The following is a 16,004-nucleotide window of genomic DNA, read 5'->3' as shown; positions in this document are numbered from 1 at the left end:
GCCCCCTACGGTCGCCGAATGACGAGCAGTACTCCGGAGATCTCGACCCGCACGGCCGGCGCGCACCGGGCGCACCGGGAAGCGCGTGACCGCGGGGCTGCGCGCACACTGGCGCAGCGTCCGCCGGCACGCTACGAGCCCTACCTGGACGGCCTGTTCACCTACTGCCTGTCCGTGCTGTGCGACCACGAGGCCGCGACCGCCGCCCTGGGCGAGGTCCTCGCGCTCGCCGAGCGCCGCGGCCGGCACGTCCCGGAGGCACCCGCGGACCGCAGGGCCTGGCTGTACGCGATGGCCCGCTGGGCGTGCCTGCGCAAGCTGGCCGAGGCCAAGCAGAAACGTCAGAGCGGCCACGCCGCGGGCCGCACCGGGCGACAGCACCCCGACCGCTCGGCCGCCCCGGCCCCCTCCGAGGAGGTCCAGGAGCGGCGCCGTCGCGAACTGGCCCTGCTCGCCTGGCCGGAGGCCGCCGGCACCACCCCGGAGCAGCGGGAGGCGCTCGAACTGGCCGTGCGCCACCACCTCGCCGCCCGCGAGGTCGCCGCCGTCCTCGGCATGGACCCGGCCGCCGCCCGTGATCTGCTGGCCTCCGCCGCCTGCGAGGTGGAACGCACGCGTGCGGCCCTCGCCGTGGTCGAGACCGGGGCGTGCCCGAGCGTGGCGCACTTCGCCGGCGACGACCGGCTCGTGCTCGGCACGGCCCTGCGCCGCGAACTCGTCCGGCACGTCGACGACTGCCCGCGCTGCCGCCGCACCGCCGAGCGCGCCGTCCCCGGCCGCTGGCCCGGCACCAGCGTCACGCCCGCCGAACTGCCCGTCCTGCCGGCACCCCGGGCGGCCCTGCACATCGCCATGGCGCACCATCCGCGCGGTGTCACACCCCGCTTCGACCGGCGCGGGTTCCCGATGGACCCCAAGGACCACGCCGCCCGCAGGGACCGCCTTCGCGCGCGTGCCATCACCACGACCGTGGTCGCCACCGTCGTCGCCGCCCCCGTGCTCGCCCTGTGGGCGGCCTACCGGGGCACCCCGATCGGCGAGGGCCACAACGACCGCTCGTCCTCCGCGCGTGAGGCGGACGACCCGTTCGGCCTGGACGGTGAGATGGCGGGCGGCGGCTACGAGAACACCGGCAACGCGAGCACCCGGCCCGGTCCCCGCTTCGGCGAGGACGGCAAGGCCGATGTCTCCGTGGAGGTCATCGGCGTCGCGGGAGCCGGCCGCACGACCGCCCTGGAGGTCACGGCGGACAACAGCGGCGACACCACCCTCGTCACCCTGACCGCCACCGGCCCCGCCCCGGTCCGCTGGTCGGCGTCCACGGGAGCCCCGTGGCTCTACCTCAGCCAGTCGTCGGGAACGCTCGGACCGGGCGAGTCGTTGACGATCAAGGTGTACGTCGACCCTCTGCGGGAGCCCGCCGGCCCCTGGCAGGCGCGCGTGGCGGTCGCACCGGTGGGCGTCGTCGTCCACATCGAGGGCTACGGCACCGCGCCCAGCCCTTCCGGCCCCGGTCCGGATCCCCGGCCCAGCGGTCCGGGCGACCCGGGTCCGCCCCGGCCCGATCCGACGCCCACGACCTCAGCCCCGGACCCGGACCCGACGCCGACCACCCCGCCCCCGTCGCCCGACCCGGAGCCCACGCCCACGGACGCGGGCCCGACCGATCCGACGGGCTCCACGCCACCGCCCTCGGACAGCGGCGACCCGAGCCCGGCCACGTCGTAGCCGACGCTCAGGTGACCGGATCCGCGGGGTGGGGGGCCAGCAACGGCAGCTGGGAGGCCAGCCGCTCCTCGCACAGCTCGACCAGCCGGTCGTAGCCGGCCTTGCCCATCAGCTCGATCAGCTCCGGGCGGTAGGAGACGTAGACGGGATCGCCCGCGCCGTGCGCCGAGGTCGCCGACGTGCACCACCAGTGCAGGTCGTGGCCGCCCGGGCCCCAGCCCCGGCGGTCGTACTCGCCGATCGACACCTGGAGGACGCGGGTGTCGTCGGGCCGGTCGATCCACTCGTACGTCCGGCGCACCGGCAGTTGCCAGCACACGTCCGGCTTGGTCTCCAGCGGCTCGCGGCCCTCCTTCAGGGCGAGGATGTGCAGCGAGCAGCCCATGCCGCCCGGGAAGCCGGGCCGGTTCTGGAAGATGCACGAGCCCTGGAAGGGCCGCGTCTGCCGTTCGCCGTCCTCGTCCTCGGAGACCCAGCCGCCCCGCGTGCCCTCGGCGTGGTGCTGCCAGATGTCCGGCGTGAGCCTGGCCACGTGCTCGGCGACACGCTTCTCGTCGTCCTCGTCGGAGAAGTGGGCACCCAGGGTGCAGCACCCGTCGTCCGCGCGGCCCGCCTGGATGCCCTGGCAGCCGCTGCCGAAGATGCAGTTCCAGCGAGAGGTCAGCCATGTCAGATCGCAGCGGAAGACCTGCTCGTCGTCCGCCGGATCAGGAAACTCCACCCACGCGCGAGCGAAGTCGAGCCCCTTCTCGTCGGGGACGAGGCCCGGTGATTTGTCGCGCTTCGCCTTTTTCGTCTTTGGCACGAGTCCAGGGTACGGGCCTTGTACCCCCGCCGAGGACGGCGGACGGCCCCGTGGGCAGTAGCGTGCCGTACATGAGACTCGGTGTCCTCGACGTGGGATCGAACACGGTGCATCTGCTCGTGGTGGACGCGCATCCCGGCGCGTGCCCGTTGCCCGCGCACTCGCACAAGGCGGAACTGCGCCTCGCCCAGCTCCTCGAAGAGGACGGCGCGATCGGCCCGCACGGCGTCGACCGGCTGGTCTCGGTCATCCACGAGGCGCTTCAGGCCGCCGAGGACAAGGGCGTCGAGGAGATGCTGCCCTTCGCCACCTCCGCCGTCCGCGAGGCCGGCAACGCCGACGACGTCCTCGCGCGGGTACGCACCGAGACCGGCGTCGAGCTCCAGGTCCTCACCGGCGAGGAGGAGGCCCGCCTCACCTTCCTCGCCGCCCGCCGCTGGTTCGGCTGGTCGGCCGGAAAGCTGCTGGTCCTGGACATCGGCGGCGGCTCCCTGGAGATCGCCTACGGCATGGACGAGGAGCCCGACGCTGCCGCCTCGCTGCCGCTGGGCGCCGGCCGCCTCACCGCAGGCTGGCTGCCCGGTGACCCGCCCGACCCGGCCGACGTCCGGGCCCTGCGCCGCCACGTCCGCACCGAGATCGCCCGCACGGTCGGCGAGTTCAGCCGCTTCGGCGCCCCCGACCACGTCGTCGCCACGTCCAAGACGTTCAAGCAGCTGGCCCGCATCGCCGGCGCGGCCCGCTCCGCCGAAGGCCTCTACGTCCAGCGCGAGCTCAAGCGGGAGTCCCTGGAGGGCTGGGTCCCGCGCCTGGCCGCCATGACGGAGCGGGAGCGCGCGGAGCTGCCCGGCGTGTCGGAGGGCAGGGCCGGCCAGCTCCTGGCGGGCGCCCTGGTGGCCGAGGCCGCGATGGACCTCTTCGGCGTGGAGCGCGTCGACATATGCCCCTGGGCGCTGCGGGAGGGCGTGATCCTGCGTCGCCTGGATCACATGGAGTCCGTGTAGGAGACCCGGCCGCTATGGCAAACACCACAACGGCGAAGAGGCCCCCCACCTCACCCCGACCACACCCCGTAATCTGTCCTGCATGGCAGAGCCAGCCGTGAAGATCCCGGACGCGAAGGTCGCCCTGTCGACGGCCTCGGTCTACCCGGAGTCGACGGCCACGGCCTTCGAGATCGCCGCGCGCCTCGGTTACGACGGAGTCGAGGTCATGGTCTGGACCGACCCGGTCAGCCAGGACATCGAGGCCCTGCGCAGACTCAGCGACTACCACCGGATCCCGATCCTGGCCGTGCACGCCCCCTGTCTGCTGATCACGCAGCGCGTCTGGTCCACCGACCCCTGGACCAAGCTCCAGCGGGCCCGCGCGGCCGCCGAGAAGCTCGAAGCGAGCACGGTCGTCGTCCACCCCCCTTTCCGCTGGCAGCGCCAGTACGCCCGGGACTTCGTCTCCGGCATCTGGCGCATGGCGAACGAGACGGACGTACGGTTCGCCGTCGAGAACATGTACCCCTGGCGCTACCGCGACCGCGAGATGCTCGCGTACGCCCCCGACTGGGACGTGACGAAGGACGACTACCGGCACTTCACGATCGACCTCAGCCACACCGCGACGGCCCGCTCCGACGCGCTGGACATGGTCGACCGCATGGGGGACCGCCTCGGCCACGTCCACCTCGCCGACGGCCGGGGCTCCGCGAAGGACGAGCACCTGGTGCCCGGCCGCGGCACCCAGCCCTGCGCGGAGCTGCTGGAGCGGCTCGCCCGGACCGGCTTCGACGGGCACGTCGTCATCGAGGTCAACACCCGCCGCGCGATGTCGAGCGCGGAGCGCGAGGCCGACCTGGCGGAGGCCCTGGCCTTCACCCGCCTGCACCTGGCCTCGGCGGCGCGGGTGCCGCGCCGATGACCGACCGGCCACCGGCCGGCACCGGCCCCGCCGCCCGCCGCCGCGGCCGCCCCCCGCGCACCGCGGCGGCCGACACCCGCGACCGCATCCTGACCGCCGCCCGCGACGAGTTCTCCGAGCGCGGCTACGAGAAGACGTCCGTGCGCGGCATCGCCAAGTCCGCCGGCGTCGACTCGGCCCTCGTGCACCACTACTTCGGCACCAAGGAGCAGGTCTTCGAGGCGGCGATCACCCAGTCCTTCGGGCCGGTCCTGCAGGCCCCCCAGGCCATCGAGGAGGGCCCGCTCGACGGGGTGGGGGAGCGCCTGGCCCGCTTCTTCTTCGGCGTCTGGGAGAACCCGGCGACCCGCGCGCCCCTGCTGGCAGTCGTCCGCTCCGCCCTCACGAACGACACGGCGGCGGCCGTCTTCCGGCGGATCGTCGCCACGCAGGTGCTGCGCCGCATCGCCGTACGGCTGGAGCTGCCGGACGCCGAGCTGCGGGCCGAACTGGCGGCCGCCCAGCTCGTGGGAACCGCCATCCTGCGGTATGTCATCAAGGTCGAGCCGCTTGCCTCGGCGGACCCGGAGGAGGTCATCGCGCGGCTGGCCCCGGTCGTCCAGGGACATCTGACCGATCCGTGAGGCCCGCCGGGTGACGTCGTCCGAGACGGCCATCCCGCATTCCGGACACTCCGTCCCGCCCACTGGAAGACGGGCGTACGCTCGGTAGCAGTCAGAAATCTCCGAATCCTCTGACGCCGTCTGTCGAAGGAGCGAGCGACGATGCCCGAGCTGAGGTCCCGCACAGTCACCCACGGCCGCAACATGGCGGGCGCCCGCGCCCTGATGCGCGCCTCCGGTGTACCGGGTGCGGACATCGGCCGCAAGCCGATCATCGCGGTCGCCAACAGCTTCACGGAGTTCGTGCCGGGGCACACGCACCTGGCGCCGGTCGGCCGGATCGTCAGCGAGGCGGTCGTCGCGGCCGGCGGCATCCCGCGCGAGTTCAACACGATCGCCGTCGACGACGGCATCGCCATGGGCCACGGCGGCATGCTCTACTCCCTGCCCTCCCGCGACCTGATCGCGGACAGCGTGGAGTACATGGTCGAGGCGCACTGCGCCGACGCCCTGATCTGCATCTCCAACTGCGACAAGATCACCCCGGGCATGCTGAACGCGGCCCTGCGGCTGAACATCCCCACCGTGTTCGTCTCCGGCGGCCCGATGGAGTCCGGCCGCGCCACCCTCGTCGACGGCACGGTCCGCACGCTCGACCTGGTCGACGCGATCTCCGACGCCGTGAACGACAAGATCTCGGACGAGGACATCCTCCGCATCGAGGAGAACGCCTGTCCGACCTGTGGCTCCTGTTCGGGTATGTTCACCGCCAACTCGATGAACTGCCTGACCGAGGCCATCGGCCTCTCCCTCCCCGGCAACGGCTCGGTCCTCGCCACCCACACCGCCCGCAAGCAGCTGTACGTCGACGCGGCGCAGACGGTCATGGACATCACCCGCCGCTACTACGAGCAGGACGACGAGACGGTCCTGCCCCGCAGCGTGGCGTCCTTCGCGGCCTTCGAGAACGCCATGGCCCTCGACATCGCCATGGGCGGCTCCACCAACACGATCCTGCACCTGCTGGCCGCCGCCCAGGAGGCGGGCGTCCCCTTCGGCCTGGACGAGATCAACGCGGTCTCGCGCCGCGTGCCGTGCCTGGCCAAGGTCGCCCCGAACGTCGCCAAGGACCGCACGTACTACATGGAGGACGTGCACCGCGCCGGCGGCATCCCCGCCCTGCTCGGCGAGCTGCACCGGGCCGGCCTGCTCAACGAGGACGTCCACTCCGTGCACAGCCCGTCCCTCGCCGACTGGCTCAAGACCTGGGACGTGCGCGGTGGCTCCCCCTCCGCGAAGGCCGTCGAGCTGTGGCACGCGGCCCCAGGCTGCGTCCGCTCCGCCGAGGCCTTCTCCCAGTCCGAGCGCTGGGAGGCCCTGGACGAGGACGCCGAGGGCGGTTGCATCCGCTCCGCCGAGCACGCCTACTCCAAGGACGGCGGCCTCGCGGTCCTCAAGGGCAACCTGGCCGTGGACGGCTGCGTCGTGAAGACGGCCGGCGTCGACGAGTCCATCTGGACCTTCGAGGGCCCGGCGGTCGTCTGCGAGTCGCAGGAGGAGGCCGTCCAGAAGATCCTCACCCAGCAGGTCAAGGACGGCGACGTCGTCGTCATCCGCTACGAGGGCCCCAAGGGCGGCCCCGGCATGCAGGAGATGCTCTACCCGACCTCGTACCTGAAGGGCCGCGGCCTGGGGAAGACCTGCGCGCTGGTCACGGACGGCCGCTTCTCCGGCGGCACCTCCGGCCTCTCCATCGGCCACGCCTCGCCCGAGGCGGCCGCGGGCGGCACCATCGCCCTGGTCGAGGACGGCGACCGCATCCGCATCGACATCCCGAACCGTTCCATCGAGCTGCTGGTGGACGACGCCGAGCTGGCCCGCCGCGAGCAGGCGCTGAACGGCGTGTACGCCCCGAAGAACCGCGAGCGCAAGGTCTCGGCGGCGCTGCGCGCCTACGCGGCGATGGCGACCAGCGCGGACAAGGGCGCCGTGCGGGACGTGTCGAAGCTCGCCTGACCCCTTCTCGCACCGAGGGCCGCCTCCCATTGCCGGGGGCGGCCCTCGCGCATGCCCGCCGGCTACCAGGCGGCCGGATCGCGCCCGTTGACGGCGAAGACGCTCCCGTCCGGCGCACTGCCGTAGACCCGGTCCCGCACGAGCACGGGCTCGGGGAGCGAGGCCGGGACCCGGTCCGACCGGTCACCCAGCCGGGGAGGCGTCTGCCCGGCGAGCTTCCCGCGCCGCGCGTCGACGGCGAGCAGCCGCCCGTCCGGCGCCGTGACGTAGACATACCCGTCACCGACGACCGGGGTGGATCCCCGCAGGATTCCCGTCTCCAGGCTCCACACCTGCCGGCGCGCCTCGACATCGACGGCCACCAGCGATCCCCCGGTCCCCATGAGAAAGGCGAGGTTCCCGCGCACGGCGCCATGGGCCTGCTGGAGGGGGACGGCGAGGGGCACCCGTCGGGTCTCACCCGTCGCCGGGGTGTAGCGGACCACGGCACGGGCGTCGCCGTGCGTCGCGTCGACCGACAGGAGAAACACCGATCCGTCCGTCGCGCCGAAGGGCTCCAGCGTCCCGTCGAGCCGGGCGTCCGACCGCACGTCACCCGTCCGCGGATCCACCACGCTGAGCCGGGTGCTCTCCCCGTCCGTCGACGCGCTGGTGGCGTACGCCAGCGGGTCACCGGTGAACGTGGCGAAGTACGGCACCTCATGGCCAGGGATCCGGTGACTCCACCGCGGGTCACCGGTGGCGCCGTCCACGCCGGTGACCTTCCCCTGGGCATCCCTGACCAGGAGCATGCCGCCGGCGTACACCGCACTGCCGGCCTCGGGCACGTCCCGCTGCCAGCGCGCCTTGCCCGAGGCCGGATCGAGTGCCTCCAGGCGATGCCCCCGGCCCGTCGAGGGCTGGACGAGTCCACCGACCAGCACCGGCGGTCCCTTCCGGGGCCCCTTGCCGACGGGGTGCCGCCACAACAGGTGCCCGTCGGACGGATCCAGGGCGAAGACGAGTCCGGACGTGGCGCAGAGCAGCCGTCCGGTGCCGTGGGAGCACAGGGGTGCGCTGTCTCCGGACGCCGGTGTCGTCTGCCACCCGCTGAACGCGGCGGACGTGGTCCGCGGGGCGGCGGGACGCGGTGAGCCGCCGGCAGCGTCGAGCAGCGGGAGTGAGACCAGAGCACCGACGACGGCCAGACCGAACGCCCCGGCTCCCAGGACCGCCCGCCTGCCGAGCCGCCGCCCCCTGCCACGACCGGCTTTCGCCACACGACCGGTCTCCGCCGCGTGACCGGCGTCCGCCGCGTGACCGGCTTCCACGGCATGACCGGCTTCCGCCGCCCGACCGGCATCCCCGGCGGGCGGCCACGAACGTTCGGTGTCCCCGGTCCGCTGAGCCGGTATGAACGTCTGTGTGTCGTACGAAGCCGCGACGGACCGCAGTTCCCGCATCAACTCGTCCGGCGTCGGCCGGTCCTCGGGCTCTTTGGCGAGACACCGCAGCACGAGCGGCGCGAGATTCTCCGGCACGCCGGTCATATCCGGCTCGTCGTGGACGACCTGGTAGGCGACGACGTACGGGCTGTCCGAGTCGAACGGCCCCCGGCCCGTGGCCGCGTGCACCATCACCGACCCGAGCGCGAACACGTCGGCGGCGGGCCCCACCTCCCGAGGGCGCCGGAACTGCTCCGGCGCCATGAACGGCGGGGTCCCGATCAACTTCCCCGTCTCGGTGCGCAGTTCGCTGTTCTTCGGCCGGGAGATGCCGAAGTCGATGACCTTGGGCCCGTCCTCGGCGAGGAGCACGTTGCTCGGTTTGAGATCCCGGTGCACCACGCCGACCCGGTGGATGTCGCGCAGCGCCTCGGCCAGTCCGGCCATCAGGCGACGCAGCGCGGCCGGACTCATGGCCCCGTTCCGCTTCACATGCTCGGACAGGGTGGGACCGGGAATGAACAGCGTGGCCATCCACGGCCGTTCGGCCTCCGAGTCGGCGTCGACGACGGACGCGGTGAAGGCACCGCTGACCTGTCGCGCGGCCGCCACCTCCTGGCGGAACCGCCCCCTGAACTCGGGATCCCTGGCGAACTCGGCATGGACGACCTTCACCGCCAGCTTCATTCCGGACGTGCTGCGCGCGAGATGCACCACACCCATGCCCCCGGAGCCCAGAGTCGACTCCAGCCGGTAGTGCCCGGCGTACTCGGGAAGTTCCGCTTCCGCGCCCGCTCCGGTGCTGCTCTGTGGCGCCATGGAAACACCCCCGTGCTCTTCGTCCGCGCGCGCGACGCAGGGAGCCTAGTCGATGACTCGTTCGGCACAGAGGCGGCTTGCTAGCCTCCGGGCACGAGTTGCGCACATGTGTTTCATGGTGTGACTCAAGGGAATCAACGAGACCCCATGGCAGTCATGGGGCTCAACGGGGGAGGAATGTCATGTCTGTCGACCATGTCGGGGAACTCGAAGACAGAGGCGGGAAAGAGGCCGTCACCATGGCGGCGTCGGCCCTGCGCTCGTACCCGGTCGCCCCGGGCGTCCGCCTGAACGTGCGCAGCGGTCCCGGCACCGGCTACGCCGTCGTCCGCGTGCTGCCCGAGGGAGCCAGGGTCACCATCTTCTGCCAGAGGCCCGGCACGACGGTGGCGGGCCCGTACGGCACGTCGAACATCTGGGACAACATCGACGGCGGCGAGTACGTCTCGGACGCCTATGTGCAGACGGGCAGCGACGGTTACGTCCGCCCGCGCTGCTCCTGATCCGGCTGCCGCCACCAGCGGCGACGGCCCACCCGTAGGACCACCCGGCACGATGCCGCGAGCATCGCGACCGGGCGGCGTGCCCAGGGGCACCCGATCCGGCGGCGGACGACACCGCCCGTGCACACCGCGGTGATGTGCACGGGCACCGGACCGTCCAAGCCGACCGGCGTGCCCCGGGGCGCACTCGCCGCGTCCGGCACGACCAGCCCAACCGTTCGGGGTGTCCGCCGAGACCGGGTACGGGTCCAGGACTCCCCTCCTGGTCATCGACCAGGAACGGTCATAATCGACCCGTGAGCGCAGATGACAGCACCCCCGCCGGCCCCGCGGGCTCCACGGCCGAGGGCCTCGGCCCCCGCCCCGAGCCCTTGCGCTTCTTCGGCACGACCTGGCTGAACCACGACCACGGCTACACCGCCCGCCGTATCGCGGTCGCCGTCGGCTCCCTGGCCACCGCCGTCGCCTCCTGCCTCGTCCTCCGCCTCGCCTACGAGGGCCTTCAGATCGCCGCGATCGGTGGCTTCGTCACGCTCCTCATGGTCGTGATGTTCGCGATCTGCAGCGCGATGGCCTTCCGCCACACCTGGGACGGCTTCACCCGCCGCCCCGACCCCGACCGCCATGCATCCCTCCGCGGTCTTCTGACCATCGGTTTCGTCGGCTCCCTCCTCGCCTACTTCTTCCGCTCCCTCACCGAGGCCCCCGGAGAGAAGCTCCACCGCGAGGAGTACGAAGAGGCCCGCAAGCAGTACGAGAAGCGCACGACCCGCCGCTCGGGCAACCCGAGGAACCGACGCCGGGCGTAGGGCGCGGGACGGGGCGGTGTGTGGGATCCCGAGCCGGGGTGGGGTGTGGGCCGCGGGACGGGGGCCGGGTGTGGGACCACGAACCGGGGTCGGGCGTAGGCCACCGAAGCGGGGCGGTGTGCACCCGGGCACGGCCCCCTGACGAACCGCCCCCGCACCCGGGCCCCCTCCACCGGTCTCACCGAAATCTCACCGCCCCCACCCCGCCCCCGGCCACCATGGCCGTATGACCACACCTCCCCCCGCCCACCACCCCGCCGGAGCCGACGCCACCACCCCCGAACCCCTCGCCGGGGACCCCGCCCCCGAGTCACCCCGCACCGCCCGGGCCCACTCGTTCAACGCCGTCGCTGCCCAGTACGCGGCCAACCGCCCCTCCTACCCCCCGGCCCTCTTCGACGCGATGGAAGACCTGACGGGCCGCCCCCTCTCCGGCGCCCGCGTCGCGGACGTCGGCGCCGGTACCGGCATCGCCACCGCCCTCCTGCACGGCAGGGGCGCGAACGTCGTCGCCGTGGAACCCGGGGACGGCATGGCGGCCCAGTTCCGCCGTGTCCTTCCCGGCGTCCCGATCATCCGCGGCACGGGTGACGACCTCCCCCTCGCCGACGGCTCCGTCGACCTCGTCACCTACGCCCAGGCCTGGCACTGGACCGACCCCGCCCGCGCCGTCCCGGAGGCCCTGCGCGTCCTGCGCCCCGGCGGCGCCCTCGCCCTGTGGTGGAACACCGAGGCCCTCGACGTCCCCTGGATCGCCGAGGCCGCCGCCCGCACCGCCCGCCACTTCGGGATCGACATCTCCGCCGAGAAGCGCAACGTCGACGCCCGCGCCGCCGATCCCACCGGCCGCCTCGACTTCACCCGCCGCACGGTCCGCTGGAGCCGCCACGTCCCGGTCGACACTCACCTCGCCAACATCGGCAGCCACTCGGTCTTCCTGGTGCACGGCCCCGAACACACCGCGGCGTTCCTGGCCGCGGAGCGCGAGCTCCTTCTGCGGGCCTTCCCGGACGGCTTCGTGGAGGAGGTCTACGAGGTTGTCCTCCTCCACGCGAAGACCCCGGCCTGACGCGCGCCCGACCACCGCGACCGCTTGACGCGTCCGACCACCGGGAGGATTATTCATCACATGATGAATAATCCTCCCGGCTCGCCACGCCCGGGCCCCGACACCCGCCCGCACCCGGACCCGCCGGCCGTCCACGCCGAGAACCTCACCGTCGTCCGCGGCCCCCGCACCGTCCTGCGCGACCTCGGCTTCACCGTCCCCCGGGGCCGGATCACCGGCCTCCTCGGCCCCTCCGGATGCGGCAAGTCGACCCTGATGCGTGCCCTGGTCGGCACCCAGGCCAAGGTCACCGGCACCCTCGACGTCCTCGGCCATCCCGCAGGCCACCCCGCCCTGCGCACCCGCATCGGCTACGTCACCCAGGCCCCCTCCGTCTACGACGACCTGACCGTCCGCCAGAACCTCGACTACTTCGCCGCGATCCTCGACCCCGGCCGCGCCGCCGCCGACCGCCGCGACGCCGACGTCACCCGCGCGATCGCCGACGTCGACCTCACCACTCACGCCGACGCCCTCGCCGGAAACCTCTCCGGCGGCCAGCGCAGCCGCGTCTCCCTGGCCGTCGCCCTCCTCGGCACCCCCGAACTCCTGGTCCTCGACGAACCGACCGTCGGACTCGACCCGGTCCTGCGCCGCGACCTGTGGAACCTCTTCCACGACATCGCGACCGGCCGCGGCGCGACGATCCTCGTCTCCTCCCACGTCATGGACGAGGCCGAACGCTGCCACCGCCTCCTCCTCATGCGCGACGGCGAACTCCTCGCCGACGACACACCCGACGCCCTGCGGACCCGCACCGGCGCCGCCACGGTCGAGGAGGCCTTCCTCCACCTGGTCGACGAGGCGGCAGCGGCGGACCGCACGAAGGAGACGACCCGATGACCACCACCGCCACCAGGCCGGCCACCCCACCGAAGAGTCTGAGCGCCTCCCGCACCGGCGCCACCGCCGCCCGGGTCCTGCGCCAGCTCACCCACGACCCCCGCACCATCGCGCTGCTGATCCTCATCCCCTGCGTGATGCTGTTCCTGCTGCGCTACGTCTTCGACGGCAGTCCCCGCACCTTCGACAGCATCGGCGCGTCCCTCCTCGGGATCTTCCCGCTGATCACGATGTTCCTGGTGACGTCCATCGCCACCCTGCGCGAACGCACCTCGGGCACCCTCGAACGCCTCCTCGCCATGCCCCTCGGCAAGGGCGACCTGATCGCCGGATACGCCCTCGCCTTCGGCACCCTGGCGATCATCCAGTCCGCCCTGGCCACGGGCCTCGCGGTCTGGTTCCTCGGTCTCGACGTCACCGGCAGCCCCTGGCTCCTCCTCCTGGTGGCCCTCCTCGACGCCCTCCTCGGCACGGCCCTCGGCCTCTTCGTCTCGGCTTTCGCGGCCTCGGAATTCCAGGCGGTCCAGTTCATGCCGGCGGTGATCTTCCCCCAGCTCCTCCTGTGCGGCCTGTTCGCCCCGCGCGACACCATGCACCCGGCCCTGGAGGCCCTCTCCGACGTCCTCCCCATGTCCTACGCCGTCGACGGCATGAACGAGGTCCTCCGCCACACGGACATGACCGCCGCGTTCGTCCGCGACGTCCTGATCGTCGCGGGCTGCGCCCTCCTGGTCCTGATTCTCGGCGCCGCGACCCTCAGGCGCCGGACGGCGTAGATCGCCGGGCGAGGACGCACACATCCCGCCCACCGGACACGACCCCCACCCGGCACCCCCGAGTGCGAGGATGAAACGGACGACGCAACCCCCGGAGGGCACCGAAAGCCATGACCCAGAAAGTCGCAGTCCTCGGCACCGGCAAGATCGGCGAAGCCCTGCTCAGCGGAATGATCCGGGCCGGCTGGACCCCGGCCGACCTCCTGGTCACAGCCCGCCGCCCGGAACGAGCCGAGGAACTCCGCACCCGCTACGGCGTCACCCCGGTCAGCAACCCCGAAGCCGCCAAGACGGCCGACACCCTGATCCTCACGGTCAAACCGCAGGACATGGGCACGCTGCTCGACGAGCTCGCCCCCCACGTGCCCGCCGACCGCCTGGTCATCAGCGGTGCCGCCGGCATCCCCACGGCCTACTTCGAGGAGCGTCTCGCCCCCGACACCCCCGTCGTCCGCGTCATGACGAACACCCCCGCCCTCGTCGACGAGGCGATGTCCGTCATCTCCGCCGGCACCCACGCCACCGCCGACCACCTCGCCCACACCGAGGAGATCTTCGGCGCCGTCGGCAAGACGCTCCGCGTCCCCGAGTCCCAGCAGGACGCCTGCACCGCCCTCTCCGGCTCCGGCCCGGCCTACTTCTTCTACCTGGTCGAAGCCATGACCGACGCCGGCATCCTCCTCGGCCTGCCCCGCGACAAGGCCCACGACCTCATCGTCCAGTCCGCCATCGGCGCCGCGACGATGCTCCGCGACAGCGGCGAACACCCGGTCAGGCTCCGCGAGAACGTCACGTCCCCCGCCGGCACGACGATCAACGCCATCCGCGAACTCGAGAACCACGGCGTCCGGGCCGCCCTCATCGCCGCACTCGAAGCCGCCCGCGACCGCAGCCGCGCCCTGGCCTCCGGAAACAACAGCTGACCACCGGGGGGCGGGCCCGCTCCCGCCCCCGCGGCGACGTCACCTCACACCGCCGACACGGCCCCGGCCGCCTCCGGCACGGCGGGCAGCAGCCCGATCGCGCGATACGCGGCATCCACCGTCGGCCGGGCCATCCCCCGGGCCCGCTGCGCACCGTCCCGCAGCACCCCCTCCACGTAACCGGGGTCGGCGCACAACTCCTGATGCCTGGCCTGCAAGGGCCTGAGCACCTCGATCACAGCCTCCGCAGTGTCCTTCTTCAGGGCCCCGTACGACGTGTACGCACCACTCAACGATGCGGGCTCCCCGCCCGTGCAGGCCGCGAGGATCTCCAGCAGGTTGGCGAGCCCCGGCCGGGCCTGCCGGTCGTAGACGACCTCCCGCCCGCTGTCGGTCACGGCCCGCAGCACCTTCCTGCGCACCACGTCCGGCTCGTCCAGCAGGTAGACGATGCCGGGCCCGACGTCATCGCTCTTGCCCATCTTCGACGCCGGATCCTGCAGATTCATCACCCGCGCCGCCACCCCCGGCCGCGTCGCCCGCGGAATCACGAACGTATGCCCGTACCGCTGGTTGAACCGCATTGCAAGATCCCGCGTCAGCTCGACGTGCTGCACCTGGTCGTCCCCCACCGGCACCTCGTCGGCCCCGTACGCCAGGATGTCCGCAGCCATCAGCACGGGATACGTCAGCAGCGACAGCCGCACACTCCCACCCCGCCGCTGCTCCCGCGCCGCCTTCTCCTTGTACTGGATCATCCGCCGCATCTCACCGTCGGTGGCCACGCACTCCAGTACGTACGACAACCGCGCGTGCTCGTCCACATGGCTCTGCACGAACACCGTGCAGAGCTCCGGATCCAACCCGGCCGCCAGCAGCAGCGTCGCCGACTGCCGACTCAGCCTGCGCACCCGCGCGGGATCGTGGTCCACGGTCAGGGCGTGCAGATCGACGACGCAGAACAAGGCGTCGGCCTCGTGCTGATCGACCGCGGCCCACCGCCGCATGGCCCCGAGGTAGTTCCCCAGCGTCAGATGCCCCGTGGGCTTGACCCCGCTGAAGACCCGTGTCATCGTTCCTCCTCCTAGGTCAGGACCGCCGCCTCCGGGCGGCCGCCCCTCCGCGGTGCCGGAGGGAGAAACGAGAACGGCCGCCGAAGCGGCGGCCGTCGCGTTGCATACGTGGGGACGGCCGCCGTCAGGCGGCCCACCACAGCTGGGTGCACGTACGCGTCGTCATGCGGCCCACAGTACGCCCCGGGGGTGCCGTCCGCCCTTGAGTTGACACGCCCAGACCCCATCCGTACTGTTCTCCGAGTTGTCCGACGTGAGCGCCGACCCCGGTCGGTCCCCGGGCAGCCAATCCGCAGGTACCAACCACTCTTCGACGTGCAGTACGTCTGTCGTCGTTTCATTGGCTTGTGTATTTACGGAATGAGGAATCCACGTTCGAAAGGACGAGGCCCCCGATTGGCTCGGGAGCCGGGGAATCCGCTAAAGTCTCACTCGTCGGAACGGCCCAACAGCCGCGAAGACAAACCCCGCCGACCGGGGATCGGGCCCGAAAGGATCTGATAGAGTCGGAGCCGCCGGAAAGGGAAACGCGAAAGCGGAAACCTGGAAAGCGCCGAGGAAATCGGGTCGAGAAAAGATCTGATAGAGTCGGAAACGCAAGACCGAAGGGAAGCCCGGAGGAAAGCCCGAGAGGGTGAGTACAAAGGAAGCGACCGTTCCTTGA

The 16,004-nt window shown here is 72.3% G+C and carries 14 protein-coding genes; 11 read left to right on the top strand and 3 right to left on the bottom strand.

What is annotated here, in order from left to right; translation table 11 throughout:
- Nucleotides 1-18 precede the first annotated feature (18 nt).
- Nucleotides 19-1,728 carry a BACON domain-containing protein gene (locus tag QNO09_RS00070; RefSeq protein WP_283967906.1) on the top strand — a complete coding sequence of 570 codons (1,710 nt, stop codon included), beginning with the start codon at nucleotides 19-21 and terminating at the stop codon, nucleotides 1,726-1,728.
- A 7-nt stretch (nucleotides 1,729-1,735) separates the two neighbouring features.
- Here QNO09_RS00070 and QNO09_RS00065 read toward each other — a convergent pair whose 3' ends face one another.
- A complete protein-coding gene (locus QNO09_RS00065; RefSeq protein WP_283967905.1) occupies nucleotides 1,736-2,533 on the bottom strand; it encodes a DUF3109 family protein in 798 nt (265 codons plus the stop codon).
- A 71-nt stretch (nucleotides 2,534-2,604) separates the two neighbouring features.
- Here QNO09_RS00065 and QNO09_RS00060 point away from each other — a divergent pair, with 71 nt between their 5' ends.
- From QNO09_RS00060 to ilvD, 4 genes are all read left to right on the top strand, one after another.
- Nucleotides 2,605-3,537: a Ppx/GppA family phosphatase gene (locus QNO09_RS00060; RefSeq protein ID WP_283967904.1), complete on the top strand. Its 933-nt coding sequence runs from the start codon at nucleotides 2,605-2,607 to the stop codon at nucleotides 3,535-3,537.
- An 82-nt stretch (nucleotides 3,538-3,619) separates the two neighbouring features.
- Nucleotides 3,620-4,444, top strand: a complete 825-nt coding sequence (locus QNO09_RS00055) for a sugar phosphate isomerase/epimerase family protein (RefSeq protein ID WP_283967903.1) — start codon at nucleotides 3,620-3,622, stop codon at nucleotides 4,442-4,444.
- Nucleotides 4,441-5,067, top strand: a complete 627-nt coding sequence (locus tag QNO09_RS00050; RefSeq protein WP_283967902.1) for a TetR/AcrR family transcriptional regulator — start codon at nucleotides 4,441-4,443, stop codon at nucleotides 5,065-5,067. Before QNO09_RS00055 ends, QNO09_RS00050 begins: the two co-directional genes overlap by 4 nt.
- Before the next feature lie 141 nt (nucleotides 5,068-5,208).
- Nucleotides 5,209-7,062, top strand: coding sequence for a dihydroxy-acid dehydratase (gene ilvD, locus QNO09_RS00045; protein ID WP_283967901.1), 1,854 nt, complete (start codon nucleotides 5,209-5,211; stop codon nucleotides 7,060-7,062).
- A 62-nt stretch (nucleotides 7,063-7,124) separates the two neighbouring features.
- Here ilvD and QNO09_RS00040 read toward each other — a convergent pair whose 3' ends face one another.
- On the bottom strand, nucleotides 7,125-9,305 hold the full coding sequence (locus QNO09_RS00040; RefSeq protein ID WP_283967900.1) for a serine/threonine-protein kinase: 2,181 nt from the start codon (nucleotides 9,303-9,305) through the stop codon (nucleotides 7,125-7,127).
- Between the two features lie 182 nt (nucleotides 9,306-9,487).
- On the opposite strand from QNO09_RS00040, the gene QNO09_RS00035 reads away from it, so the two are divergent.
- From QNO09_RS00035 to proC, 6 genes are all read left to right on the top strand, one after another.
- Complete coding sequence (locus QNO09_RS00035; RefSeq protein WP_283967899.1) at nucleotides 9,488-9,808, top strand: SH3 domain-containing protein; 321 nt, start codon at nucleotides 9,488-9,490, stop codon at nucleotides 9,806-9,808.
- Nucleotides 9,809-10,104: 296 nt separating this feature from the next.
- Nucleotides 10,105-10,617, top strand: coding sequence for an EamA/RhaT family transporter (locus QNO09_RS00030; RefSeq protein ID WP_283967898.1), 513 nt, complete (start codon nucleotides 10,105-10,107; stop codon nucleotides 10,615-10,617).
- A 226-nt stretch (nucleotides 10,618-10,843) separates the two neighbouring features.
- Nucleotides 10,844-11,686 (top strand): class I SAM-dependent methyltransferase, encoded by an 843-nt coding sequence (locus QNO09_RS00025; protein WP_283967897.1) that lies wholly within the window; start codon nucleotides 10,844-10,846, stop codon nucleotides 11,684-11,686.
- Between the two features lie 60 nt (nucleotides 11,687-11,746).
- Nucleotides 11,747-12,568 (top strand): ABC transporter ATP-binding protein, encoded by an 822-nt coding sequence (locus QNO09_RS00020; protein ID WP_502962223.1) that lies wholly within the window; start codon nucleotides 11,747-11,749, stop codon nucleotides 12,566-12,568.
- Nucleotides 12,565-13,344 carry an ABC transporter permease gene (locus QNO09_RS00015; protein WP_283967896.1) on the top strand — a complete coding sequence of 260 codons (780 nt, stop codon included), beginning with the start codon at nucleotides 12,565-12,567 and terminating at the stop codon, nucleotides 13,342-13,344. Before QNO09_RS00020 ends, QNO09_RS00015 begins: the two co-directional genes overlap by 4 nt.
- Nucleotides 13,345-13,454: 110 nt before the next feature.
- Entirely contained in the window at nucleotides 13,455-14,267 is an 813-nt protein-coding gene (gene proC, locus QNO09_RS00010) for a pyrroline-5-carboxylate reductase (RefSeq protein ID WP_283967895.1), read from the top strand.
- A gap of 44 nt (nucleotides 14,268-14,311) precedes the next feature.
- Here the strand turns inward: proC and trpS are convergent, their stop codons facing one another.
- Nucleotides 14,312-15,340, bottom strand: a complete 1,029-nt coding sequence (gene trpS, locus QNO09_RS00005) for a tryptophan--tRNA ligase (protein WP_283967894.1) — start codon at nucleotides 15,338-15,340, stop codon at nucleotides 14,312-14,314.
- Between the last annotated feature and the right edge of the window lie 664 nt (nucleotides 15,341-16,004).

It is taken from the genome of Streptomyces sp. 378, from assembly GCF_030124145.1.
GTDB lineage: Bacteria > Actinomycetota > Actinomycetes > Streptomycetales > Streptomycetaceae > Streptomyces.
Note: the sequence above shows the minus strand (reverse complement) of the source record. Positions and strands in the feature narration are given on the sequence as shown.

What these genes read in the sequence shown, in the direction of transcription:
- QNO09_RS00070 (WP_283967906.1), top strand. Translation starts at nt 19, where the DNA reads ATGACGAGCAGTACTCCGGAGATCTCGACCCGCACGGCCGGCGCGCAC.
- QNO09_RS00060 (WP_283967904.1), top strand. Translation starts at nt 2,605, where the DNA reads ATGAGACTCGGTGTCCTCGACGTGGGATCGAACACGGTGCATCTGCTC.
- QNO09_RS00055 (WP_283967903.1), top strand. Translation starts at nt 3,620, where the DNA reads ATGGCAGAGCCAGCCGTGAAGATCCCGGACGCGAAGGTCGCCCTGTCG.
- QNO09_RS00050 (WP_283967902.1), top strand. Translation starts at nt 4,441, where the DNA reads ATGACCGACCGGCCACCGGCCGGCACCGGCCCCGCCGCCCGCCGCCGC.
- ilvD (WP_283967901.1), top strand. Translation starts at nt 5,209, where the DNA reads ATGCCCGAGCTGAGGTCCCGCACAGTCACCCACGGCCGCAACATGGCG.
- QNO09_RS00040 (WP_283967900.1), bottom strand. Translation starts at nt 9,305, where the DNA reads ATGGCGCCACAGAGCAGCACCGGAGCGGGCGCGGAAGCGGAACTTCCC.
- QNO09_RS00035 (WP_283967899.1), top strand. Translation starts at nt 9,488, where the DNA reads ATGTCTGTCGACCATGTCGGGGAACTCGAAGACAGAGGCGGGAAAGAG.
- QNO09_RS00025 (WP_283967897.1), top strand. Translation starts at nt 10,844, where the DNA reads ATGACCACACCTCCCCCCGCCCACCACCCCGCCGGAGCCGACGCCACC.
- QNO09_RS00020 (WP_502962223.1), top strand. Translation starts at nt 11,747, where the DNA reads ATGATGAATAATCCTCCCGGCTCGCCACGCCCGGGCCCCGACACCCGC.
- QNO09_RS00015 (WP_283967896.1), top strand. Translation starts at nt 12,565, where the DNA reads ATGACCACCACCGCCACCAGGCCGGCCACCCCACCGAAGAGTCTGAGC.
- proC (WP_283967895.1), top strand. Translation starts at nt 13,455, where the DNA reads ATGACCCAGAAAGTCGCAGTCCTCGGCACCGGCAAGATCGGCGAAGCC.
- trpS (WP_283967894.1), bottom strand. Translation starts at nt 15,340, where the DNA reads ATGACACGGGTCTTCAGCGGGGTCAAGCCCACGGGGCATCTGACGCTG.